A 24,254-nucleotide genomic window follows, 5' to 3' on the forward strand; every position below is an offset into this window, starting at 1 on the left:
ACTCAAATAGCCAACTATTCCCTACCACTAATGTCGTAAGTAAGAAACCATCGTTGTCTAATTGTCTTCAATCACAATAAAGCTAATCAGTTCAAAGTCATTAAGCCCAGATACCATATCCACCAAGGCAGTCGTCGACAGTCCTGAAAATAAGCTATCAATATCTTTCTCATCTTTTAGCAGCCGAATCGAATGAATCACAATATCCAATAATGCCGAATACTGTCCCATGTTTCGTCCATCATCGGTTTTGCGGTTAAAAGACTCATACGCTTTTGGTATGGGTTGGTCTATGCCACGACAGGCTTTACGAGCGACATCCAGCAGATATTTGGCTTGGGTGTAATCATATACCACATCGCCACTTTGATTGATATACACCAAGTAATACGGATACAAACGATTGGCTTGATTACCTGCCATCTGGGGGTTTCTTGCTCTTAATGTAAATATAACGCCTGCTTCTAAGCCAATTTCTGGCTGTGCGGGTACTACGGTATGCAGCCCATTCGGTAGACGTTTTAGTTCCTCATGCACTTCTAAATACCCTAATAAATCCATACGAAAATCATTAAGCCCCAAGTCTGTAATAGACACACCTGTATTGGCGTCTTCTAGGTCTAGCACCTCATTTTGTAGCTTTTGCAGCTGCTCACGTCGATATGCCATATCGTTAGCTTGGGCACTTAAGACATTATCATCCCCTGTACTGGTCATATCGACAATAACCATGCGATTTTCCACCCGCTCTCTTAGATTGATATAATCGTCAAGACTGATATCTGGCCAATAATTTACCAATTGAATCACACTGTTTGATGAACCAATGCGGTCTACCCGTCCAAAACGCTGGATAATTCGTACCGGGTTCCAGTGAATATCAAAGTTAATGAGATAATCACAATCTTGTAAGTTCTGACCTTCTGAAATACAGTCAGTCGCAATCAGAATATCAATCTCCCGAGATTCTTCTGGAAAAATATCTCGTTTTTGTTTCGATTTTGGTGAGAACAAAGTTAATAAGCCCTGCATATCATAGCTCTGTCGACGCTTAACGCGGGTTTTGATGGTAGACGTATTATCGTTGCCTGTAATTTTGGCACTATGCAATCCATAGTTCTCCAATAAAAAAGGAGCAATGTTTTCATATAGATAATTAGCGGTATCCGCAAAGGCGGTAAATATAATTACTTTGTGATTACCGGGATTAATGGGATGCTGTAGCTTCTTAATGATATGACTTTTAACGTGTTGTAGCTTAGCATCATTCTTAGTGTCAATCGTAGCAATCATCCGTAACAACCCTTTGATGATTTCTCGATCACCATCAAGATCCATTCGCCAAGATAAGCGATCCATATCCGCCAAATGAATTTTCAACTTATTGCCAATTAAGTCTTCTGGATTAAGCAGTTCGCCGTTCTCATCTTGATCATAGCCCATCAAAGGCGCAATACTTACTTCGTCATCTGCCGCACGCGCGTCAAAATCATCAATTTTCGCAATCACATTGCTGATACTTTTCTCTAGAAAAGTTAGCGTTAATCTAAATGCATGGATTGAGCTTTCAAGACGCTTAAGCAGATTGACCGTCATTAATGCTTGCAGACTACGCTCACGATCAACCTGCTTCAGTCGCCCTTTTCCTTCAACCAAAGTATCAAAAATCTCCTCATATTTACGCAAGGCGCTAGGGAAAATATACGTGACAGGCGCATAGACCGCCATTTTAATTAATGACAGCTCTGCATAAATTCGGTTGAGCGTTACAGCCTGTTTATCATTGGATAAGGGAGTGCGATATGATAGGGGTTTAAGACGCGTAGGAAACTGTCCAATAGCTGTAGTGTCATAGAATGTCTGGATATGTTTGCGCGATCTAGCAATTGTCACACTATCAAGCAGTTTAAAAAAGTCAAAATCAAGCAAGTTTAGGATTGCTTGGGTTGTACGTTCTTCAGGTTCTAGCTTTGCCCAAGTATTGAAACTTGCTTGTGCCCTACGAAAGATAGTCTCAATATCGCGCTCAGTGTCAAGTTTACTTTCTATAAAGTCTGCATTGCCTTCGTATGCCAGGGCTAGCTGATTTTTGAGATCCGTAAAATGATTATTTACAGGCGTCGCTGATAACATCAACACCTTGGTTTTTACTCCTTGACGAATGACCTTGTTCATTAAACGATCATAACGCGATTCTCGTTCCTTATACGCACCACGGTTACGAAAATTATGCGATTCATCGATAACGATTAAGTCGTAGTTACACCAATTAATTTTCGCCAAATCAATCCCTAACGTTTCACCATTGTTTCGAGATAGGTCAGTATGATAAAGGACATCATAACTAAAGCGATCGTTGGCAAAAATATTGGTGACTAAGTTGGCATTATAGTTGGTCCAGTTTGCCCCCAATTTCTTAGGGCAAAGTACCAATACGCTTTTATTACGTAGCTCATAATATTTAATCACAGCCAATGCGGTGAATGTTTTACCCAGACCGACACTGTCTGCCAAAATACAGCCATTATAAGTTTCTAATTTATTGATAATTCCAAAAGCGGCATCTTTTTGAAAATTGAATAACTTATTCCATACTACCGTATCTTGGTAGCCAGTTAAGTCATTGGGTATGACATCCGTGCTGATATCCTCCAAAAAATCCTTGAAGATATTATAGAGCATTAAGAAATAAATCCGTTCAGGTGGATTCTCCTGATATACAGACTCGATATGCTGCACGATTTGGCTAGTAACGTCTTCTACTTTGGTCGGATCATGCCAAATCCGATTGAAAAGCTGGATAAAAGTTTGTGTCGTAGATTGCTCATCAAAGCAATTAACCATGTTAGATATGGCATTGCCCTTTTCAAAGCCCAAACCTGTTGGGGTAAAACCTTGAATTGGCATGTATGTCAGAGATGTCTCGGGCTGTTGAATACTAATAAATTCCTGCATAGGTGCACTACTAGTGTTTGATTTAAATATCGCTTTTCGTCTTATCCAATCAGCACATTCTTTAGCGATTGCCTTTTGTGATAATTGGTTTTTTAGATGAATTTCAAACTCGGTACCATATAGGCTACTTTCACGATCAATTTTTGGAATAATAAACTCTCGTTTTTCCTTTTTGAGTTTTTCGGTTACATCTTCCGTAATAAATGTGGGTGATGTAAATACAAATTGAAGGGAATCAACTTTTTCTAATTCTTGTTTTAAGGCCGCATAAGCGTAAATTGAAAAATAGGAAGCAGCAATTTTGAGTTTAGATTGATTATTAAGATTCTTGCCAATATCTATTCCCAAAGTGCTATTGATGTTATCGATAAGTTTCATAAATAATCTGAGTTTATTTAATTGGATTTTATTGAGCTTATTAAGGTTTTAGGGTGTAAGTCAATATAAAATTCAAACAAATTTAATGTCGTGTTTCTAAATTATATAAGTTTATAACTGGCGCTCATTTAGATAATTACTCATATTATTCCAATTCCCACTCACTTGCCTTTTCTCCTCAACCGAATCATGAATACGAGCCAATTGAAACACATACGACAGGTAATTATTCTTTCCAATGTAGCTAAAACGCTGATTTAAAGCTTTACGGTAAATAATTTTATTTTTCACTAGGCTATATCCTCACTTCAAAAAGCAAATAAAAAGTGCCAAATACACCTAGATTCATAGGATTTAGTATAGGAAAAAATGGCATGAATCGCACTGACAGATGAACTATGGGAGCAGGTAGAGCATACCTTGACGTAGAATGGGTGTTACATCACTACAAACACTCGTACCGTGACGGAAGCTACATACGGTGTCATCAGCATGCAAGTGGAGCTAGGGCGGGCTTTGATAAACCAATTGGACAAGGCCATGGTGGACGAACTACAAAAATCCATTTATGACAACTGTCGTACCAACATGCAAGAATGCCAAACAGCCAAATCCCAATTTGGATAGTTATTTATACAAGCTCAGACATTTAGTAGAAAATACGTTTACAAGGTTAAAGCAGTTTCGTAGTATGGCCACGAAATATGAGAAATTAGCTCGTAATTTTAAGTCGATGATTTACCTTGCTTGCTTAATAATCCAAGCTCAAGTGAATGAGGGACATGCCTTAATTTATCTTCGAGATAAGTTTGAAAAGCATGACCAATGAGCTCATAGTTTATTTATCAGAAAGCAACCCTGTTAAGCCAATCTAAATAAAAAAATCAAGGTTGTAGTCAGATTTCGGATTGGTCGAGAAATAACCATGGCACATTTAAGGCACAATTATGGCACAAAGATTTTTTTATGTGCCTTAGTGACAAAACGGGGTCACAGCAAATGAGTACTAATTAAATAAAATAGATTATCTAATTTGCTGATTTTAAAGCAATAAAAAAGCCACTTTGCTATAAAGTGGCTTTTTTGCTAATCACTTAAGATACCCCGACCTTGGCAATGACGTACACCTAAAATACTTAAATTTACATTAAGCTGAATTCCTTTATCTAAAAGGGCTTCAGCTTTTTTATTATCTTTATTATTTCAAAATTTTAGTGTATATTTATGTATATTTGATAGTTTTTGGTCACGTTAATTTTGCTGTATAAAATCAAAAATGACACCGACCTATTTTTGCCCTACCCTATTCTTGCAAAATTTGTAAATTATATTATTAAAAATATATAAATTTTTATTTAAAAATTTATTTAAAATATTATCTTAAATATTTATTAAATAAAATTAAAATATACGTTTAATAGTATTTTTAAGGAATGATAGGTCAAATTAATTCTCTATCGATATTTATTTAATATTTTCTAAATGAAAAGGTAAGGATCAAGAATGCTAAGCTGCCTAATAGTGTTGAAGACTTGCAAGCGGGGTATGCGTTAAAAAGTCTACCTTTACCCCGCTTTAGTAGTAGGACTTATTGAAATGACCATACCCCCACAATATCGCCTCACGGCATTAGGTAAAGCTAAAATGAGATGATCTAGGTAACATACGCCAATGACAAGAAACACTACCCAGAAAAAGCCTAAAAGCCCCACCAAGAACCTATCTGTCGCGGCTCACAACTTTGTTGTTCATGAACTAGCATGTAGACAGTATCAAATTTATTGTGAACTATTTGAAATTATCAAACCTAGGCAAAACCGTAAAATACTTACGCCTAAAACCGTAACATTCGATGTAGTTAAAGATCTTACAAATAAAGATCAAGAAATCTTTTATTTTTTTGATGACTTTGCATCGGTGGGTTTGATACAGAACCAACAAACGATTGTGATTCGGCAACTTGCGTTGACTGATATAGATATTAGAAGAAGAGCTTGGGCATATTTACTGAATGCTTTTTTAGCGTTAAAACCCATTAATCCAACAATCTACCAAGCAATCAAAAGTTCAATGCCGAATGAGATAGCTAAAGAGATTTTTGAGGATGAGTTAACGATTGCAAACGTGTTAAAAGAACTAGGCTTAGATAGGCATCATTATGACTATCAAGCTAGATTGCAACAAAGCAAAAAACCGCATGCCTTGCCTTTATTTGTGGACTTGATAGCGGAAGAAATGCAAAATGAAGCTTGATGATTTGGATAATTACATTGCCTTGCTTATCCCTGAACAGCAAGATTCATATACCCAGGATTTGCGAGACTTTTTCTATACGATTTTAAATCTTCAGGATTCAGAGTTCATTGGTTTTTCTATCCCAAAAAGACCAACCACACTGCTCAATCAAGATACGCTTGAAGAGATTTTTGCCAGCTATAAGGGCAAGACCACCAAGACAGGCTATGAGGTCAAAACGTTTATTAGCAGTACTTTTGTATTACCCCCGCTAGATACTATTGCCCCTTCGGATGAGTGGCGTTGGATAGCCAAACTGTGCCATTTGCTGTTATATTTTGCCCAAAATAAGCTGACTCGGCGAATCACTGAAACTGCGATTGAAGCAAGAAAGTGGCTTACACCCAAGTCTAGTTATCAATCCCTCTGGCAAAACTGCTATCAAAATTGGCAGGCAGATACACTAGAGCAAACCTATTTAAACGTTCATCAACAACTAGAAATTTTCGAAAACGCTAATCACCCAAATTTATCAAAACTACAGTCAATTTATCGTACGCTTGAATTTGCTTATCATCATCGCCAACCCATTACTCGAAAGACTCAAGGTAGAAAGCAGCGAGCAAAACCAAAAATTGACGAGAGCTATACCCAAACGTTGGCTGTCAATGATATTGATGATGATACCGATGAATTGGTAGAGGTTAGAGAGATTGAATCAACGCAGAATGATATTGATCCGTTGCGCGAGCGTCTTGATAATAATTTGCCTACTTACGTCGTTCTTGAACAACGTAGCCTAAAAGCCACCGAAAAATTTTCCCCAAAACAAATTCAGCTTCGAACCAAGGCAAAAGTTTCCCATGCTAACCGCAATGAGCTATTTAGTCTGATCAACATCCGTCATTTACCGCCTTTCGTGATACAAAATGTTTGTAGCAAGCTGTGGCAGTATTTTCATCAAGCAGATATCGAGAGAGATAAAAAGCGCGCTGTGGCTTATTTACTGCTTTCGTTACACACCGGTTATTCGATCCAACAGTTGTCCATTGATATTAATAATAATGAGAAAAGAATTGTTGATGTTAGTAATCGAACTCAACAATTTGATTTTTTTATAAAGCTTGATATTACCCCATTGCGTATTCGGCAGGTAGGTATTGAGAATGTTCTAGCAAATCGCTTGTCATCAATAAAATTACCGCTACCTCCTGAGTTGGCAAGTTTTTTGGCATATAAAGGTGAGCCGATGGCACAATGGATTGAATCGGTCATTGGTGATTTACGTCACGAATTGGATTTACCCTACCTAAGCTTAGCCCGTATCGAAAAGGCATTTTATACCTTACTTATTCAGAAAATTACGACCACACAGATTGCTAGTATTATTACAGGCAGAAATGCTCGCAAACGTGCTGATCTATCTTATACCTCTCTTAAACAAATACAAATTTTCGAGGTTTATCAACAAGCGATTGCACTGCTGAATCAACGTAGTTGTTTAGATTTAGGTTATTTCAGCACGAAGCCAGATGCTAATTTTCGTATCGGTAGCCAAAATACGCCTGAATATTCATTGGTAAAACGCTTCTTTGAGCATTTACACAAACAGCTTATTACCCAGACGCATTACATTGATAAGTTTAATGCTTATAGCTTATGGCTCTGGCATGTGTCGCTAATTCTAACTTCTATTCGTGCGGTGGAAAGTGCACCTGGCTTTTTGAAGCAATTTAATCTAAGCCGAAAAATCGCTTGGATTCAAGACAAAGAAGAACGTTTCACCACCAATGCCCAACGCCTTGTACCAATCTGTGATTTTCTGGTTAAAGCAATACAAGATTACTTGGAATTTTTGTCAAAATTTTCTGCCAAGTTTGGACGATTAAATCCTGCATTAGCTCAGCAGATTGAGCAAATTCTACAATCTAAACGTCCTTTAATTAATTGGTTAGATACCAAGGGCAATATGGCAAGTATGCGACCTGCGATTATTCAAAAACAATTAGCAGAAAATTTTAAGTTCAAAGCAGATTGGACACGTCATGTTGGGCAACGTTTTTTGCTAGAGCAGCAAGTTGATGAAGCCATTATTTCGGCCATATTTGCGCATGAGATGTTTGGACAAGAAACCTGGCAAAAACATTCGTCAATGAGTGTGGGTGATATCATCGTGGTTCGACATGTCTACGATAATTTAGCTCAAAAACTCCAATTACAGCAGATTGCATGATAGCTCATTGGAAGAATTAAGGTATGTGGTAAGCGAGTTTAGTCGAATTTAGGTGATAGACCATCTCCATCAGCAATAACACTCGAATATATGTCGAAATTCCATCAGGAAATCGACATAAGCAGTTTTCATGTCGATAGGATCGACACTAAAATACGATATGTCGATTTTTAGCATGAAAATCGACATATCCGTCATAACGTGTTTACACCATCGACATATCAAGCTGATAGGTAAAAATTGAAATGTAACATCGAGGAACACTGGACAAGCAGGATCATGTATATCCTTACAGGTATTATCCAGAAATGTGAATGGACAATTCACAAGTTACAAGCGATTCATTTGCTTCCCCAAAGTACTAGCGAGTTTAAAAAACATGGGAAACCAACGCATGCCCAATTCTGAGTTATTTGGTTATGAACGTCGACAACAAGCGCTTAAAAGCGCTCGAAAAGTTGACAATAGACACGCGATTGAAATTAGCCAACAAGTTTGTGAAAGCGAATGGCAAAGCTTTCTAAATGAAATGAAAGTTGACAGTGCTGAAGGTTATAAAATTCAAGTAAAAGATGAACTTATTGATAAATTGTATGAAAGGATCTTAAAACAATTCAATGAGCAGCTTAAGGCTACTCAACTACCTGCTGCAATGGCTCACCGCTTAAAGTTTTTCAACAATATCAATAAACAACGTAGTAAGGCAAATCTAAAACCGTTCCCAACCCCTGTTATAGCCAATATCCCTAAACGTCCCGCTAATACCAATGATCTAGACAATTTTTTATATTTAGAAACAGCCGAGCAAATCGTTAATAATGCCCTACAAATTTGGCAAGTTAAGAATAGCTTTACCCTACTCGATAGTGTGACTTGGTTATTATTTTCCCAGATCGTCTTTGGCGGTTATAACGAAGCGCTGATCATAAAAGCGGTATATCAAGCATTAAAAGACAAAACAACTATTTATCACGTCGGTAAAGAACAGCTATTACTACCGATTGAATTAACATCAACCGAGTATGCCAATCGTATTGTAAGGTTAGATAATGACAACCCTGATGAGGTTCAATTATATTATTCAAGATGGGTGTTTTTAAATGATGTTAGTCGGCTCTGGCTGGTGTACCTCAATACGCATTTTACTGAAAGCAGCAAATTTCCCAGTTATGCAGAATGTATTCGCAGACTGAGCGACCTGGTTGGTGAAAAGTTTAACGCCGATAACTTTGCAAATTCCAATTTCCTCAATCATATCAATATCTTTTGGCAAACCCTACCCAATGTAAAGATTGACCAACAAATGGTTGAAACCCTAGTCGGTCGACAACGCCATACTGCTATCACTTTTGAGCAACTGCTGCGCTATTTTAGCCCCATAAAAATCGATGCACGTACTAAAGCTTCGCTTACCATCACTAGCAACGAGCCGACTATAGTGATTGATCAGCTTACAACCTCAAACAGTAGCGCTAAAACACCTGATCTAGAAGGCGATTTTAAGGATGATATTGTTAAAGTCATTCGCAACATTTTAAATGGTCAGAAGAGTCAAATTGTCAGTCAATTAGCGCGGTTTTACGTTGAAAGCCCGTTATTAGCTAACCAGCAACGCCTGGTGAAATGGCTCATAGACTTAGCTAAAAAAGGCAATAAACCTAGCACGTTACAACGCTATTTATCAGAGATTGGCAATGATTTTTTGGCAGAAACTCGTGATGCAGATTTTATTGGTTGGCAAGATTTTGAATATAAATTTATTTATGACAAAATTATAAGTACAAAAAATACCTTAAAAATGGGCTATACCCAAACTGTGCTAGCATCCTTACATGACGTACTGGTCAGAGAATTTAACGCCCCCTATCTGAGATTAAATCGAGATAAGGACCCCTTAGTCGTTAATAGCTGTCTAATTCCTGTCGCGCTATATCAGCATATGCTCACGCAACTCGAGAACCAGCCGTCTATTAATGACAAGCTAAGAGATGTGCTAAAACTGATACTGATTCTATTGTATCGCACAGGGATGCGATTTATGGAAGTGCTATCAATTAGGCTTTCAGATATTGAGTATGATAATCAGGGGTTTATTGATTACAATATTGTCTTAAGACCACATGCACAACGCGATTTAAAATCTGATGATGCCACCCGCCGTTTTATGCTCAATGTGCTGTTGCAACCTACTGAACTGGCTGCATTCACAAAATATTTCCATCAGAAATTACGACAGAACGCTCATTATTTATTTACCCTACCACACCATGCTCAACCAATCGATAGAAACAGTGTAGAACTACCCTTTCGCGGGATTTTAACTGACCCGATTTTACAAAACCGCTATCATGACATCAGTATGCACAGTTTTCGTCACAATGCCATCTCAAATATGGCGCTAATATTACGCTGTAATTATAGTGTGATTGAATATTTTACTGATTATAGTCGTGAACAAGTGCAAGCCATTCGCCATGCTGCATTGGGTTCACAAAGGACAGTCAGCCCAAATTTTTGGCAAGTATTGGAAGATTTTGCCGGGCATGCTGATTTGAACACCACGTTTAGTTCTTACGTTCATACCGCGGATATTATCGCCCATCATCAACTGTCAAAAGCCAAAATTCAATTACCTTTAGCCACTGTCATCAAATTATCAGGTAAAGCAAGGCGTAGCTTTAACCAATATCACAAGGACGCAGTAGATTTTGATAATGAAGTCGTTAATCTATGGCATATTCGCAGCTTTATGAACAATGCACTTTCAACGCAAAAATTACAGTCTAATGCCAAGCAACCCATAAAAGTGGAAGCTGTTGAGACGCCTCTGCTAACAACATTACAAGATCCACCATCATCTTTGATTTTTGGTCAATACAAACGTCTGGTCATTGAGAAAATGCTGAGTGATATCGAATCAGGCATAGATTTATCGAGTGCCTGTCAACTTAATATTGACTTTAACGACGCGATGCAAATTTATCAAAATGCCCTAAAACTGATTATCCATGAAAACGGCTCACCCAATTATAAATTTGTCAGTCAAAAACGTCAGCAACTGTCATCTCATCCCATTATTACGCCAACGCCATTGCACTATCACCAAGAGGTTGCCCTAGCAAACCTTTGCTTTGATAATATTGAAAAATTGTGCCAGTCTAAAGCAGGTAAACGCGAATTGGCTGAATTTGTACAAATTTTTTATGAAAAAACCATACCTTCAAAACCAGAAATTCGGTTTCCATTCAAAGAAACCAAGCAGTTCTATGGCTATCTTGAAACGGCATTAAAAATACTCCCAAGCGAGTATTGGCGTATCAATATTTGTAAATACACACCGACCACAGTAATTAATGAGGTAACAGGTAAAAAGTCTTTTAGTATGCCGATTGATAACAAAGAAACGAGACATGCTATCAAAAAATTTAATGAAAAATTTGCTGAATTTAACGGAGATATTACCCAAAAGCCGATTTATAGCGGGTTCAGCCTCAGTATGATTCGCCCAAATGATAAAGGTAAGCCCACAAAAAAACAGCCCAATTCAGTGATGATAAAACATATCGTACATTGGCTGTTAATCATGGGTTGGGAAAAGAATTAAGCAAAACCAATTGAAATTAAAAATTTTCTAAGAAGTCATCCTAAATTTGATAGTTTAAGTAAAATAATATTCCACCAAATCTCCTGTCTATCCACCCGATTATCAATCGTCTGCCAAATCTTTAACGGTTTGGCAGATTCCAGTTGACCTTCAATAATTTCCCATCTGCCTTCATTCATATCACAAAAAAAGCGCCCATCTTTTTCTCGTTCACTATCACCATATTTGAATGAGGCATACAAGACACCATTGGGCTTTAGGCAAGTGATTAATTCATTTAAAATTTTAGATAAATCATCAAAAGGCACATGAAGCAATGATGCACATGCCCAAATACCGGTAAATTGATTTTGCCAGCTTTGTGTGGCTATCTCATCAAATGTCATACATTGCCAGTCAATACGCGTATCAGTTTGCTTGGCCAAATCAATTAAATTTTGTGAGCCATCAATGGCGACAACTTCAAATCCCTGATTAGCAAAAAATACACTATCTCGCCCTGAGCCGCAGCCAACGTCCAAAATTTTTTGCTGACCGTCTGCTAAGTTCTCTAAAAATGGCTGATACACATTTTGCATATCAACATCAATAGTTTGGCTAAAAAAATCTTTAGCATGGGTTTGATAGTAATCTAACGTGGTCATTAAAAAATGCTCAACCCTTGTGGCTTGGGTTGCCAATTATGAATGAGGCGTTCTTTGGAAAAACGGTAAGATTTATCTAAAAAGTATTTGCGGTCGCGCTCGGTTGTGCCTGTTTGCATAATCAGCGTTTCACGCAGTGGATGATGACTGCCTATCAGATACTCATTGCGAGTGTGCAAGCGTTCTAGTAGCTCAATACTTGGCACTTGGGCAAATTTGCCACTCTCACCTCGATTGCATTCGGCACAAGACAATACCAAATTCCAGACGCCATCGACATTGACAGGACGACAACACCCAGCGTTGGCAACGTCTGGCTTTAATAAATGTGGAAAAAAATGGTCAACGTCAGCAAGTAAATCGTCATCTGATGAAATACTAATTTCTTTAAAACAGTAAAAACAACGGCTTTTTTGATAGCCATTTAACGCACCCCGAGAAGTAGTAATATTGGTTCTGCGGTGCTTGGCATCTTGAGTAAAAAGCTGCTTAGTTTGTTGGTCAAATTCCACCACTATGAGATTTTTATTGATATTTAATTCCCACGCTTTTTCGACCAAATTCCACCGCGACTCGGTTTCTTGATTTAAGTCTTTGGCTGAGTTGTCATAGATATAAAACAATTTAAACAAATTATCCGTTAAGCGAATACCTTTGTTAAATTTACGCTCGTCAATAAAAAACTCTTCATTCACCATATCATAAAACCGCTCAGTGACGGCTTTGGTATTAACCACATGAAAGGCATCGAGCACGTATTTAAAGCCTTCTTTTTTGGTGATTTGAATCAGTCTATCTTCATCGATTTTGCCAGCGTTATAATCTTGGCAGGCTTGGATAAATTGACCTACCTTACCGGTACTTTGTTTGGGGCTGTGTTTAAGGTGTTCGGCAAGGTGCAAGGCATACGGCAAGGCTAAATCATCAAGGCTGATTAAGTCGGATTGGCATTCAAGACTGACATCAATCAGACTTTTGGCAAGAGCGAATTTGTAAGAAGCGGTATTTTTGCCAAATAAGATAATGGCTCGCCAGTAATTCTCTAAGGTGGGTTCAACGTCGACAAAATTCATGTGACATCCATGCGGTAGGCTTTTGATTTACTATAGCATACCCCGACCTATATTTTAGCTGAAATTATTCTAGGTAAGCTTATAGGGGTTAACATGCGATGTTACAGAAAAAAAGCCACTAAAAACTTAGTGGCTTTTTTGTCAGGTCAGTGTCATTTAGTGGATCTTTAGAAAGGTGGCACATCGTCACTATCATCATCTCGTTCCCAATCATTATTATTGACAGGGTATAAATCAATCATTTGGTTAAATTGCATGGATTGCCCTAAAAATGCAAGACACGTATCGCATTCCCAATTTTCCCAATCGCTAGGCATTTGATGATATTGTATCGGTTCATTAATCAAATATTTTATACCACAGTGAATACATAAAATATCGTTGCTATATAACCGCAATTTACTCAATGCCCAAGCCAACTCATCGGATGTCATGCCATAAATCTCACAGGCCATATTCATAAAAACGATGTGCGTGGGTTTGCTTTCCTCATCGAAATTTGGAGTAAGGTAAAAATTACACGCCTTAACCTGCTCTGGCGTCAATATTGGATCGTAGATTATATTGTAGCTTGTTAGCTCTCTATTACTCATCATAGCCTCCTAACATTGACTCTGGAAACTGCTTATCAAAAAGATGGCGTAACTGCCGATAACGCTCATTATCCGTTTCATCTGGGTCAATGCGATGTAATTGACGCTGTGTCCAAATACGCACCGCCTTTTGGCCGTTTACATCTAACTCAATCTCCAAAAACTCTGCTAACTCTTTGGTTGGCATGATATCGAACTCTTTGATTAATTCATTTCCTAGCTGTAATGCTTCAGCACTCACATAATCATTTTTTTGTCCAAGTAGTTGCTGCAATAGTTGATTTGTATTGTTCATTAGTTATTGTCCTTTTTAGCATTATCTTGTTGACTGTTGTTTCTTTCAGAAGCGAGTTGTTTGCTTGCCAATAGCAGGCTGTCCATTGCTGAGCCATCTTGACGAGTCATATCAGGCACATAACGGCTGTACACACGAAATAACATTTCGGTACTACTATGTCCCATTTGCTTGGCGATCCATTCGGGATTTTCCCCTGCTACAAGCCAAAGGGTAGCAGCGGTATGCCGAGTCTGATACGCTCTGCGATGTTTGAGCCCCAATAGCTTTAACGTGGGTGTCCAAATACGTCGATTGACGTTGCGATGCTCCAATGGCTTACCTTGTGAATTGCAGAACACATAGTCTGATTTTCCATAAGTATGGTATCTTTGCTCTATTAATGCGTCATATACAAGCTGTGACATGGCAATTTCACGGTTTGAGCCGTAAGTCTTGGTCGGACCTTCAATACCGTCAACAATCGCAGAACGAATTTTGATTTCTCGGCGGTCAAAATCGACATTCTCCCATTTCAAACCATCTATCTCACTGCTTCGCATACCTGTAAAAAAACGAGTGGTATAATAGGGTTTGTAATCGGCTCGCACTTTATTTAGAAAAAGCCATACTTCACTGAGCGTAAATGGATGAACATCAGGCTTTTCTTCTTTTAAATTTTTGATATTTTTAAAAGGTGTTTCAAAGCCATAGCGGTCACTGGCTTCCTGTAGTATCATACGCAGAGGTATCATTATCTGATTGATTCTGGCTACCGACAGACTTGTTTGATTGTCTTTACCGTAACGAACTTTGGCGAGGGAGTTACGGAAATCAAGCAAGTCTGCCTTTTTAATGGTATGTAATGGCTTTGTTTTAAAATATGGCAAAAGGTAGTTATCCAGCATAATTCGCATTTTCTGTTGATAGCTTGGTCGCCATTCGACTTGCTTTTCATCAAACCAAGTCTGGCTAAACTGTCCAAACATGGGTTTGCGACTGACACACGTTTCGACTCGGTCATCAAGCTGTTTCATTTGCTCAATTTTGTCGCTCTTGGGAAAATAAGCCGCATAATCAAAAATCCCCAATGTGATTTCTGCTTCCATCTTTTCAATAATCTTTGCCAAGGCTTTGCGGTTGGCAGGTGTATCAGTCAAATTGGTTTTTTCACGGCAACGAATATTGTGGTAGCGAAAATCCACCACTAATACGCCATGCCTAGCTCTTATTGATGCCATTTCATTACTCCTTATTGTAGCGCCATGCCGTTGATTAGGCTCATGGCAGGTTTGCACATATCTTCTTCGATACGCTCCCAAACATATAGAATTTTGCGACCACCAAAGGGACGGATGTAGTGAATATTTTCAATCAACACACTGTCTTTTAGACGTGTACGAATCGTGCGAGGGTTGTATTTGATACGCTCAGAAAGCTCTTCTGTGGTAAGATACGTTTGTGTCATCATAGACTCCTTATAAAAAGTATAATTGAGATAGTATTTTTTCTATCTGAGGTATACTTTACCATAATTTTATAATTGAGCAAGTACTTTTTACAACTCTTATGGTACTTTTTTATGATTAAATGTAAATTACCGCTTTTATTGGCCGAAAAAAGGCTAAAAGTCGCTGATGCCGTCCGAGAAACAGGCATCAGCAAAACGACCTTGCATAAAATTTATAATGAACAATCCACTAGAATAGAATTTGAGACGATTGATAAGCTGTGTGCATTTTTAGAAGTGACTGTTGATGAACTGTTTGAGCATATCCCTAATGACACAGAAGATGCTCTAAAAGAGCCAGAGGTGAATGATGATAAATAATCGCTTGCCGTTATTATTGGCTGAAAGAAAATTGCGTGTAGCAGATGTGGTAAGGCAGACGGGCATTAGCAAAACCACGTTGCATAAGATTTATAAAGACGAATCAACACAAATTGATTTTGATACGATAGATAAATTGTGTGATTTTTTGGGCGTGACAATGGGGGAAATTTTTGAATACGTGCCTGATGAACAGGCTTCAAAGTAAAGTTTAAAAAATGGTTTAGCATTTAAATCCAAGCTTTGACAAGTACGGCATGTATAACGTTACCTTGTCCTGCTCTCGCTGTAATTCTTGAGAAATTCGACTGATAAAGGCATTCATTGATTCACCAGAACGAGCAAATTTACTGCCAAAATTGGTATCATTGGCAAGCTTGACTGCAAAGGTACTGGCTTGTGAAGCTGTTAGAAGATGAAGCATTTTGACACTCGACTCGCTAATTTCCGCTGTATCGGTTTTCTTTTTAACGCTAATATCGATACGAAAGTGAGTGATGTTGCGACCTGCCTTGATTGGGGCGATCTCAAGTTTAAAATCGCCTTGCTTGTTAATTTGCTCAATAGCAGGGTCTAGCACTCGCCGTCTGAATTCAGCGACCTTCGGGTACTTGTCAGCCACGCCAAATAAATCTTTCCACTCAAAGATAGACATCTCAGGGGTACTACCCAGTTTTTGCCATTTGGTTATTAACTCATAGATTCTTTTACTACTTGCTCCTGTGAAAGCTACGGTTTTGACATAGTCGTATTTGGTGTATGCTTTACCCGTATGTTCAATCAAAAACGCCAATGGGTCAGAAAAATGCAGTAACAGATATCCCTGTTGGTCTTGGTAGGAGATACCCTGTAGCCAATTGTACTCCGCACGAAGTGTTGTAAAGTTATTATGAGGCGGTTTAAGCACTGATAATTTATCTTCTTCTTTGTCAGATATGATTGAAAGGTCACGATAAAGCGTGAATTTTAGTTTTTTTTCACCCAGTGTTTTGGCGGTATCTTTAAGCGTTTTATAAGCGTAAATGTCACTGACCTGATTAGCGGCAGCGAACTCCTTGGCAGTAATCATCACTTGCTTACCACCGGATTGTAGTTTATGGATTTTGTTGATAGCAAGCGTCATTAAATCATGTTCTGCCATCGTCAAGTCATAGCCAGCTTCGACTAAGGTATTGGATTTGGTAATCATGATTTTATCACTACTCTTACAGTAAAAATTTGCCTCTGCCATCATACCACTCGTTATTAAGCATTTCGCTTAATTATAAGAATGGACAAAAAAAGCATGAAATCGTAAGTGACCTTAAGTGACATCGGTTACAAAAGTTAACCAAGTTTTCAATTCAATAATTTGTACACCTATACCAATAATCTGTACATCTTAATTCAATAATCCGTACATCTATTTTCAATAATTTGTACATCTAATTTCAACAAGTTGTACATTTACTAGGCTCTAAAGCAAGTATTCTCTATGCACAAAGCCTGCTGATAACTCTTATAATATTTAATAACATTAATATTGATTATATGTTATCTGAATGAGTTTTTAGAAAACTCTCATTGTCAAAGATAAATTGAGAAATTTCCTTGATTATATATTCTGCATTTAGGTAACGCTCGTAATTCAATCTTTTTTCAATCCATTCATCGACCAGGCTTTTGCTTACAGGATAAAAATTATGGCGTAACCTTTCAGAGAAAGTGTTTTCTAAAGTCTTAATATTTATAACCTTATGGGTATTACGAGATTCTTCAGCCAAAGCTATGACTTTTGCGAAATAATCTAAATAGTTATCATTCTCCAATTCCCATTTCTCATATGTTCTTCTGTGCGCAACGCTCAAATCATAAGATAAGTGACCATTATATGTGGTATAAAGCATATATTTATCGGCATCGAAAAATATAGCCAGTCGTTCAAAATCTCTGACTGCTTCATTATTTTTAGTCTCATTCTGAAATACTCCTGCAATTTCGATAATCTTTCTTTCATTTGATGAATATTTTCTTAAGAATTCAAGAATAACTTTCCAATGCTTGGATGATAAAAGTGAAAAGTAGGATTGAGCGTATTCTTTTAATAAAGCTAAAACCAATTTTTCATGTTGAGCAATATTTTCAAAGTCTATTTTTGGAGAATTGCTTATGAATTCTCGATAGAAATTTATCCAATTAAAAAAAGTAGCTAGTTCTTCGGGTTCAGCGTTGTAAAGAGCCTTATTATATTCTCCCCAAAATAAAATCCGTCCATTCAACTCAGGACAGAGAAACTCAATAAATTTGTTATATGAGTGAATTGGCTCAATTTCTTTGGCTTCAGCTCGTTTTTTTTCAACCAATTTTCTCTTAGCATGATCTCTTCGCTCCAAGCTTTCTTTATGATGATATAACCCGACAATGCCGTAAAAATGTTGCCAAAAATTTCTTTTACTATTGAGCACCAAATTTTCAATTGGTACAAGGCTTTCATAGCGATAAGCAAAAGGCTTACCATACTTAGCACTTAATATGATTTTATCGAGACTATTAATTCGTTGATAAAGTTTTTCATCTTCAAAAAAGCCAAGTTGTAAAAACCAATTTTTAAATAGATTGTTTACCTGAATACTATTTTTACTAAATTGGTCAATCGCTTCTTCCGTGATTGCTATATTTGGTAGAGCTATCATGTCTATAAGTGTATCAAGCGTAAAGTTGCCTTCTCGATACTGATAGAGTAGAAAGTCAGAATAAACCAGATTTTCATATAACGTTCTCATCTCTTCCATATCAGATAATGGGCGATGTGCTTCATGCAACACAAACTTCATGATATTTCCTTATGACCAATAATTAAAAAGTTATCCATAACAATTCATTACAACCAATAATTATTAAAATATCTAGCATTATATCTGCTATGCTATAAATAGCAGATATAAGTTTAATATTCAATACTTCGAATAAATGAAGCCCATGACGACTGATTTAGAATTTATCGAACCTATTTCACAACCCCCTAAAGAACCTAATCCCATTGCAGGGCTAGGTGAATACATACAATCCAATCTGAGCGACTATTTTGAAAGCCTAACCGCAGTAGACGACATCCAAGCGATTTTAGACCAAGTTAAGTTAAAGCCAGATACTATCATGTGGCTTGACCTAGAAATTGATCCAGACACTCAAAAACTGCTTGACGGAGCAGTTATCGCTAATGGTTTATATTGGCAATTTGATAAAACGTTGTTTAATAACAATGCAAGCCAGCTTTTTGAGATTTTTCAGACGGCTCACTATTTAGGCGGGCATAATTTAATTGAGTTTGATTTGCCAAGATTGGTAGATTTTTTCAGCGGTATTGAGCAGTTGAATATTGCTAATGACACGTTGGCTGATTGGCAAGCCAAAACATGGGATACGCTTATCCTTAGTTGCCTGTTGATTCCACATCAGCCGACCCATGCGTTAGCCAAACTCTATAAAGCCAATACCGCTTATAACAATCCTGTGCTCGACTGTATCGAAAGTCGGATAATATTTCAGCTGTGTCTAACAGCATGGGATAATTTATCCTTGGATAGCCAGTTTTTATACCATCAACTATTGCCCAATCTTGAGCAGTTATCCAACGAACAGTATTTTTATGTCGATAATGACTGTATCTTTGACTGGGATAAAATCACGAGCGAAATGCCCGAAGGCAATCAATATGAGCTTATTGCATTGCTAAAGCAAGCTTGTGATACACTCAAACAGCAAAAAATCACACCGAAAGAGAACACCAATCCTTGGCAATATCTGGGTTTAGCGTGTTTTGTTAACTGGCTTCGCTATTTTGCCAAACCGCAAGCTCGCCGTCCTGTATGGATTAGCAAACACCCTTTGTATAAAGTCAGCTTTCAGCAGGCCGAATCAATTTTTTGGCAAATTCATGAGCCTAATGAAGATTGGATTAACAGCCAATGCAAAGCGTTTTTTGGCTTTGACAAATTGCGTGATGGTCAAATGCAAATTGTCAAAGCTACCCTTGCCAATCAAGATATCCCACTGGGAATTTTACCAACAGGAGGCGGAAAGAGTTTAACTTTCCAATTACCTGCATTGATTTTTAGTAAGTATCAACGCCAACTTACGGTTGTTATTTCACCGCTTAAAGCCTTAATCGAAGATCAAGTCATTAATCTACATACGCAACTGCCCAACTATGAAAGTCGTATCGCTTACCTAACATCAGGACAAACCCCCGAAACGCAAAAAAGCATTATCACAGGGGTATGGCAAGGCGATATTGACATCCTGTATTTAAGCCCAGAACGCTTGCGAACTCATAGTATTCGTCAATTGCTTAAAAATCGCCCGCCTGCATTTTGGGTACTGGATGAAGCTCATACCTTAAGCCAATGGGGCACCGATTTTCGCCCTGACTTTTTGCGCATTGCTGACCATATTATCGCTTGTTATAGCCCAGATATCGCTCAAAAAGTAAAGTCAAGCATTGAAGCAATAGCGAAAAAGCCTAGTAAACATGACAGTCAATTTGATCTGCTGGCAGAAGATACGCCCAAAACCGTTGATGAGCCTGCTAGAGATTATGATTTCATTGCCCCAAAAGTCAGCCTAGTGACCGCTACTGCATCGAGCCGTGTCAAAGAAGATTTGGATAAAGAATTGGTCAATAAACTGATGGCTTTAACGGATAATAAGCCTTTGGTGCAGTATGGCACACCTGTTGAAAGCCTAAAAATTTGGCGAGAGAATATCACGCCACACTTTGAACAAGTGCCTAAAGAAAACCGCATGACGAGAATTTATCAAATCTTGCGTGAACGTCATGCCTTGTATGAACAAAACCATCCTGAACATCCAGAGCAAGGTATTGCCCTTGTATACCTGAGAAACCGCAAAGCCTGCGAAGAGTACGCCAAACACTTTGCCGAACAAAATCTCAAAGCAGTTGCTTATCATGGCAAACTTGATGAATCGCAGAAAAAGCAAATCTTACAACAGTTTAAAAATAATGAATTGGACGTGGTTGTTTGTACCAATGCTTTTGGTATGGGTATTGATAAAGCAGGGATTCATACCGTCATCCATAGTGGTGTGCCAAACAATCTTGAATCATATGTGCAAGAAATCGGGCGTGGGGCAAGAAAATCCCATGAACACGCCCACGCTTTTATGCTGTGGGACAATAGCGACATCGAAAATCAATTCCAACAAGAACGTAATTCTCGTATCCCCAATACCGACACCTTAAAAAACTGTTGGGAACAAATCAGACCGATTCTGAGCAGACAGCCTAGTGACCAATGGTTTGCAGGCAATTTACTGTTGCCGATTTTGGGCATTGACGATGATGCGGAGCAGCTTAACACCCAAATTCGTGTAGCTCTATTGGCTTTAGAACGCTATGGCTTGTTGATTGAAAAAGAACAACAACCTGCTTTCATTACGATTAAACTATTGCAGAGTCCCACAGTGGAGCATAATAAACTGCTTAAACTGTACAATCAATTACAGCAAATTAACGATAACCTACCGACCCAAACCAGTATTTATAAAATCATTGAAAAACAGCCCAATCGTTATCATCTACCCGAGCTTGCGGTAGCGTTAGGCTATTCGGTCAAGCAGTTACTTAACCTACTTCGTCAATTGGTCAAACTAGGATTTGCTCAATGGGAAATCGTGGTCAATATTCGCTTAAACTATACGGTCAGACATCTAAAAAGTGAGTTTAATAAAAAAAAGCGTATGCTTGATGCCTTAAAAGCCTTTATTGTTAGCAATTTTTTTCAAACACATTATCAAGAGATGGATAGTGTGGATGGGTTTGAGCGTTTTGATAGCAAAGCCCTAGATAATTGGCTTGTGTCTCATCAGTATCAGTTCCGCACGGCTAAAGACATTTTCCCAATGTTGCGAGCGCTAAATATCATTGCTACACGCCATCATTCACGCCAGTATTTTACTGTCAGCTCGACCGCCGAAACCAAAGAGCAACTAGGGATTGAGCAACTTAGTGATAACTGGCACAATTGGCTAACTCTTGCTGAACAGCAACTGAATCAGCTTGCCCCATTGCTGGATGAGTATATTTTTGCCAAGCTTGATGGGAAGGGGAAAGAAGTCGGCGAAAATTTCTCGTTGGACGATATTGCCGAGCAGTTTAACCTTTCACCAATAATTATTTTGCACCAACTTGAACAACTTCAAAAACTGGGCATTATTGAGCTATCACGGCTTGACGATGATGCCAATGCGATTTTCTTTATTGGTGCAAATAAAACCAAAAAGCCATATAACGCCGTCGCTTATCGCTACTTACAACAACATTATGAAGACCGTTGTATGCGGATTCATGTGTTAAATCATTGGCTGGGTAGCGACATGGACACCAAACGCTCACTGATGGAAGACTACTTTAGAAAGCCATTAACCGACGTGATTGAGCAATATATCCCCAAAGAAACCGATGTCACTCGCCCTTACCTCAAAGATTATAAAAAACTGATTTTGCCCAGCTATTTAAGCGATGTACAAAAACAAATCATCGAAGATAAAAGCCGTGCGTCCATGATTTTGGCAGGACCTGGTTCGGGCAAAACCACAGTGGTTGTGCATCGGGTTGCCCATCTGTTGATGATTGAAGAGATTAAGCCTGAGAAAATTCTGATTTTGGCTTATAACCGTTTGGCAGTGTGTGAATTGCGAGACCGTTTAAAAGCTTTAGTGGGAAACAATGCCAATGGTGTGACAATTTTGACCTTCCATGCCTTAGCCCGCCAAATCACAGGACTGTCAGAAAAAGATGCCACCAATGAACAATTGGATGAAATTTGTTCTCGGATTGCTCATCTAAATGAAGAAAAAAATGACGATAAACGCCGAAATAATGCCCGCTACCAATGGCTGATTGAACAAGCGATTGCCCAGCTTAAAGAAACCCCCCAGTATTTTCAGTACATCATGGTTGATGAATTCCAAGATATTGATGAGTATCAATACGAGTTGATTGGGTTATTAGCTGATTTGCAAGAAGCGGAAACCGAAGAAGAGACCACTGACAATCAATCGTCAGGCAACTATGAACAACGTGGTTATCTAATGGTTGTGGGTGATGATGACCAAAATCTATATACGTTTCGTGGGGCAAGTATCAAGTTTATTCAGCAGTTTGAACAAAACTACCATATTGACGTTTCACAGAAATATTATCTGCTCAATAATTATCGCAGTGCCGATAATATCGTCAATCTTGCTAATGAATTTATCAGCCAGTCACTCCCCAATGAAGAGCGATTAAAAGATGCTGATAATAGCATCAAGCCTACTCATATTCACCCAGATTTACCGATTCGCTATGGCACATTTCATCAGCAAAAAGGCATTGATATGGCAAGCTGGGTCGCCCACGATATTCAAGCCAAACTGGCTGAATTCGAAAGTTTAGAGCATAAGCCAACCATCGCCATTTTAGCCCCCAGATGGCAAGACTTTGATGCGATACAGCATTATTTAGAAATCTTAGGCATCAATAGTCAACGCTATAACGAAAGCGAACAGTTAATTCCCTTAAATAGCTTTATCGGACAGGCTTTATACCAGTTTTTGGATAATGAACGCTTGGCGATAATTAATGGACAAGTGACCACGTTTTTAGAAAATTGGCGAAAAGAACAGCATTTAAACCCTTTGGATAAGGCGTGGCAGGCTATCTTAGGGAGTGTCGCAGACTTAGCTGATGTCACCTATGAGCAAGTATTACAACAGCTTGAAATAAGCCAATATGACAGTGAAAAAGCGGTTTATCTGCTCAGTTATCACAGTGCTAAGGGTATGGAATTTGACCATATCTATGTCATTGACCAAGTGAGTAACTACCATCGAAACCAAGACAATAGCCAAGATACAATCAGACCTTTGTATGTAGCTCTCACTCGAGCCAAACAATCGCTTACTGTCTTACAACACCAACAAAATCATCATCACATATTGGCGGATTTATTGGCTAAACAAGGGCAAGAACTTACCATTCCAGCGGTCAGTAAGCCAAACTATCTATGCTTTCATCGATTCTTGCAACTGGAAGAAATTGTATTGACACCAAAAGCCCTAGTGAGTGAAGAAGGACGACAGTTTGTTATTAATACTTTTGTTAAAGATGGTTGGGGAAAATCAGATGATGTGTTTAGTCGATTTATTATCAAAGACTGGAATCAGCATAAAATGACATCGGGTTTTTATTCACCAAAGAATCAGCTGATTTGTCAATTTTCAAGCAATTTAACCAAAAAACTAGGCAACATGAATATTGAACTGGCAGGATTTACTACTACTCACTTCTATCAGCAGGATATGACATGGTATGAAAAGCATCAGTATCATGGTATCGAAACTTCCCATTATCTGATAGTGCCTTTCATGAAAGTAATGATAAAAATCTAAC

General features: G+C 38.2%; 16 protein-coding genes and 1 pseudogene. 8 read left to right on the forward strand and 9 right to left on the reverse strand.

What is annotated here, in order from left to right; translation table 11 throughout:
• Window positions 1–57: 57 nt before the first annotated feature.
• On the reverse strand, window positions 58–3,333 hold the full coding sequence (locus tag RTL34_RS10110; RefSeq protein WP_312116657.1) for a helicase-related protein: 3,276 nt from the start codon (window positions 3,331–3,333) through the stop codon (window positions 58–60).
• Between the two features lie 462 nt (window positions 3,334–3,795).
• Here RTL34_RS10110 and RTL34_RS11545 point away from each other — a divergent pair, with 462 nt between their 5' ends.
• From RTL34_RS11545 to RTL34_RS10130, 5 genes and pseudogenes are all read left to right on the forward strand, one after another.
• Window positions 3,796–3,960 carry a hypothetical protein gene (locus RTL34_RS11545; RefSeq protein WP_409034785.1) on the forward strand — a complete coding sequence of 55 codons (165 nt, stop codon included), beginning with the start codon at window positions 3,796–3,798 and terminating at the stop codon, window positions 3,958–3,960.
• Window positions 3,953–4,162, forward strand: a pseudogene (locus RTL34_RS11550) (transposase); the annotation flags it as partial. The gene RTL34_RS11545 and the pseudogene RTL34_RS11550, both read left to right, overlap by 8 nt.
• 842 nt (window positions 4,163–5,004) lie before the next feature.
• On the forward strand, window positions 5,005–5,586 hold the full coding sequence (locus RTL34_RS10120; protein WP_203172766.1) for a hypothetical protein: 582 nt from the start codon (window positions 5,005–5,007) through the stop codon (window positions 5,584–5,586).
• Entirely contained in the window at window positions 5,576–7,801 is a 2,226-nt protein-coding gene (locus tag RTL34_RS10125) for a hypothetical protein (RefSeq protein WP_203172765.1), read from the forward strand. The genes RTL34_RS10120 and RTL34_RS10125 overlap by 11 nt, the downstream gene beginning before the upstream one ends.
• 379 nt (window positions 7,802–8,180) lie before the next feature.
• Window positions 8,181–11,405 (forward strand): tyrosine-type recombinase/integrase, encoded by a 3,225-nt coding sequence (locus tag RTL34_RS10130; protein ID WP_203172764.1) that lies wholly within the window; start codon window positions 8,181–8,183, stop codon window positions 11,403–11,405.
• Between the two features lie 35 nt (window positions 11,406–11,440).
• Here RTL34_RS10130 and RTL34_RS10135 read toward each other — a convergent pair whose 3' ends face one another.
• The 6 genes from RTL34_RS10135 to RTL34_RS10160 form a co-directional block, all read right to left on the reverse strand.
• Complete coding sequence (locus RTL34_RS10135; RefSeq protein WP_203172763.1) at window positions 11,441–12,049, reverse strand: class I SAM-dependent methyltransferase; 609 nt, start codon at window positions 12,047–12,049, stop codon at window positions 11,441–11,443.
• A complete protein-coding gene (locus RTL34_RS10140; RefSeq protein ID WP_203172762.1) occupies window positions 12,049–13,122 on the reverse strand; it encodes an HNH endonuclease family protein in 1,074 nt (357 codons plus the stop codon). Before RTL34_RS10140 ends, RTL34_RS10135 begins: the two co-directional genes overlap by 1 nt.
• 167 nt (window positions 13,123–13,289) lie before the next feature.
• Window positions 13,290–13,715 carry a hypothetical protein gene (locus RTL34_RS10145; protein WP_159772987.1) on the reverse strand — a complete coding sequence of 142 codons (426 nt, stop codon included), beginning with the start codon at window positions 13,713–13,715 and terminating at the stop codon, window positions 13,290–13,292.
• On the reverse strand, window positions 13,708–14,010 hold the full coding sequence (locus RTL34_RS10150) for a hypothetical protein (protein ID WP_159772984.1): 303 nt from the start codon (window positions 14,008–14,010) through the stop codon (window positions 13,708–13,710). Before RTL34_RS10150 ends, RTL34_RS10145 begins: the two co-directional genes overlap by 8 nt.
• On the reverse strand, window positions 14,010–15,230 hold the full coding sequence (locus RTL34_RS10155) for a tyrosine-type recombinase/integrase (protein WP_312116668.1): 1,221 nt from the start codon (window positions 15,228–15,230) through the stop codon (window positions 14,010–14,012). Before RTL34_RS10155 ends, RTL34_RS10150 begins: the two co-directional genes overlap by 1 nt.
• Before the next feature lie 11 nt (window positions 15,231–15,241).
• Window positions 15,242–15,457, reverse strand: a complete 216-nt coding sequence (locus tag RTL34_RS10160; protein ID WP_100274233.1) for a hypothetical protein — start codon at window positions 15,455–15,457, stop codon at window positions 15,242–15,244.
• A gap of 114 nt (window positions 15,458–15,571) precedes the next feature.
• Here RTL34_RS10160 and RTL34_RS10165 point away from each other — a divergent pair, with 114 nt between their 5' ends.
• Window positions 15,572–15,820 (forward strand): helix-turn-helix domain-containing protein, encoded by a 249-nt coding sequence (locus RTL34_RS10165; RefSeq protein WP_159772978.1) that lies wholly within the window; start codon window positions 15,572–15,574, stop codon window positions 15,818–15,820.
• Window positions 15,810–16,028 (forward strand): helix-turn-helix domain-containing protein, encoded by a 219-nt coding sequence (locus RTL34_RS10170; RefSeq protein WP_159773002.1) that lies wholly within the window; start codon window positions 15,810–15,812, stop codon window positions 16,026–16,028. The genes RTL34_RS10165 and RTL34_RS10170 overlap by 11 nt, the downstream gene beginning before the upstream one ends.
• Before the next feature lie 15 nt (window positions 16,029–16,043).
• Here RTL34_RS10170 and RTL34_RS10175 read toward each other — a convergent pair whose 3' ends face one another.
• Together RTL34_RS10175 and RTL34_RS10180 are read right to left on the reverse strand one after the other, a co-directional pair.
• Window positions 16,044–17,051 (reverse strand): RepB family plasmid replication initiator protein, encoded by a 1,008-nt coding sequence (locus tag RTL34_RS10175; RefSeq protein WP_203172760.1) that lies wholly within the window; start codon window positions 17,049–17,051, stop codon window positions 16,044–16,046.
• A gap of 295 nt (window positions 17,052–17,346) precedes the next feature.
• Window positions 17,347–18,633: a hypothetical protein gene (locus RTL34_RS10180; protein WP_203172759.1), complete on the reverse strand. Its 1,287-nt coding sequence runs from the start codon at window positions 18,631–18,633 to the stop codon at window positions 17,347–17,349.
• A gap of 145 nt (window positions 18,634–18,778) precedes the next feature.
• On the opposite strand from RTL34_RS10180, the gene RTL34_RS10185 reads away from it, so the two are divergent.
• Window positions 18,779–24,253, forward strand: coding sequence for a UvrD-helicase domain-containing protein (locus RTL34_RS10185; RefSeq protein WP_203172758.1), 5,475 nt, complete (start codon window positions 18,779–18,781; stop codon window positions 24,251–24,253).
• The last annotated feature ends 1 nt before the right edge of the window (window position 24,254 follow it).

The organism is Moraxella sp. CTOTU47915 (assembly GCF_031986685.1).
Lineage (GTDB): Bacteria > Pseudomonadota > Gammaproteobacteria > Pseudomonadales > Moraxellaceae > Faucicola > Faucicola tetraodonis.

Coding starts and splice junctions, on each gene's coding strand:
- RTL34_RS10110 (WP_312116657.1), bottom strand. CDS start 3,333: ATGAAACTTATCGATAACATCAATAGCACTTTGGGAATAGATATTGGC.
- RTL34_RS10120 (WP_203172766.1), top strand. CDS start 5,005: ATGACAAGAAACACTACCCAGAAAAAGCCTAAAAGCCCCACCAAGAAC.
- RTL34_RS10125 (WP_203172765.1), top strand. CDS start 5,576: ATGAAGCTTGATGATTTGGATAATTACATTGCCTTGCTTATCCCTGAA.
- RTL34_RS10130 (WP_203172764.1), top strand. CDS start 8,181: ATGGGAAACCAACGCATGCCCAATTCTGAGTTATTTGGTTATGAACGT.
- RTL34_RS10135 (WP_203172763.1), bottom strand. CDS start 12,049: ATGACCACGTTAGATTACTATCAAACCCATGCTAAAGATTTTTTTAGC.
- RTL34_RS10140 (WP_203172762.1), bottom strand. CDS start 13,122: ATGAATTTTGTCGACGTTGAACCCACCTTAGAGAATTACTGGCGAGCC.
- RTL34_RS10145 (WP_159772987.1), bottom strand. CDS start 13,715: ATGAGTAATAGAGAGCTAACAAGCTACAATATAATCTACGATCCAATA.
- RTL34_RS10150 (WP_159772984.1), bottom strand. CDS start 14,010: ATGAACAATACAAATCAACTATTGCAGCAACTACTTGGACAAAAAAAT.
- RTL34_RS10155 (WP_312116668.1), bottom strand. CDS start 15,230: ATGGCATCAATAAGAGCTAGGCATGGCGTATTAGTGGTGGATTTTCGC.
- RTL34_RS10160 (WP_100274233.1), bottom strand. CDS start 15,457: ATGACACAAACGTATCTTACCACAGAAGAGCTTTCTGAGCGTATCAAA.
- RTL34_RS10165 (WP_159772978.1), top strand. CDS start 15,572: ATGATTAAATGTAAATTACCGCTTTTATTGGCCGAAAAAAGGCTAAAA.
- RTL34_RS10170 (WP_159773002.1), top strand. CDS start 15,810: ATGATAAATAATCGCTTGCCGTTATTATTGGCTGAAAGAAAATTGCGT.
- RTL34_RS10175 (WP_203172760.1), bottom strand. CDS start 17,051: ATGGCAGAGGCAAATTTTTACTGTAAGAGTAGTGATAAAATCATGATT.
- RTL34_RS10180 (WP_203172759.1), bottom strand. CDS start 18,633: ATGAAGTTTGTGTTGCATGAAGCACATCGCCCATTATCTGATATGGAA.
- RTL34_RS10185 (WP_203172758.1), top strand. CDS start 18,779: ATGACGACTGATTTAGAATTTATCGAACCTATTTCACAACCCCCTAAA.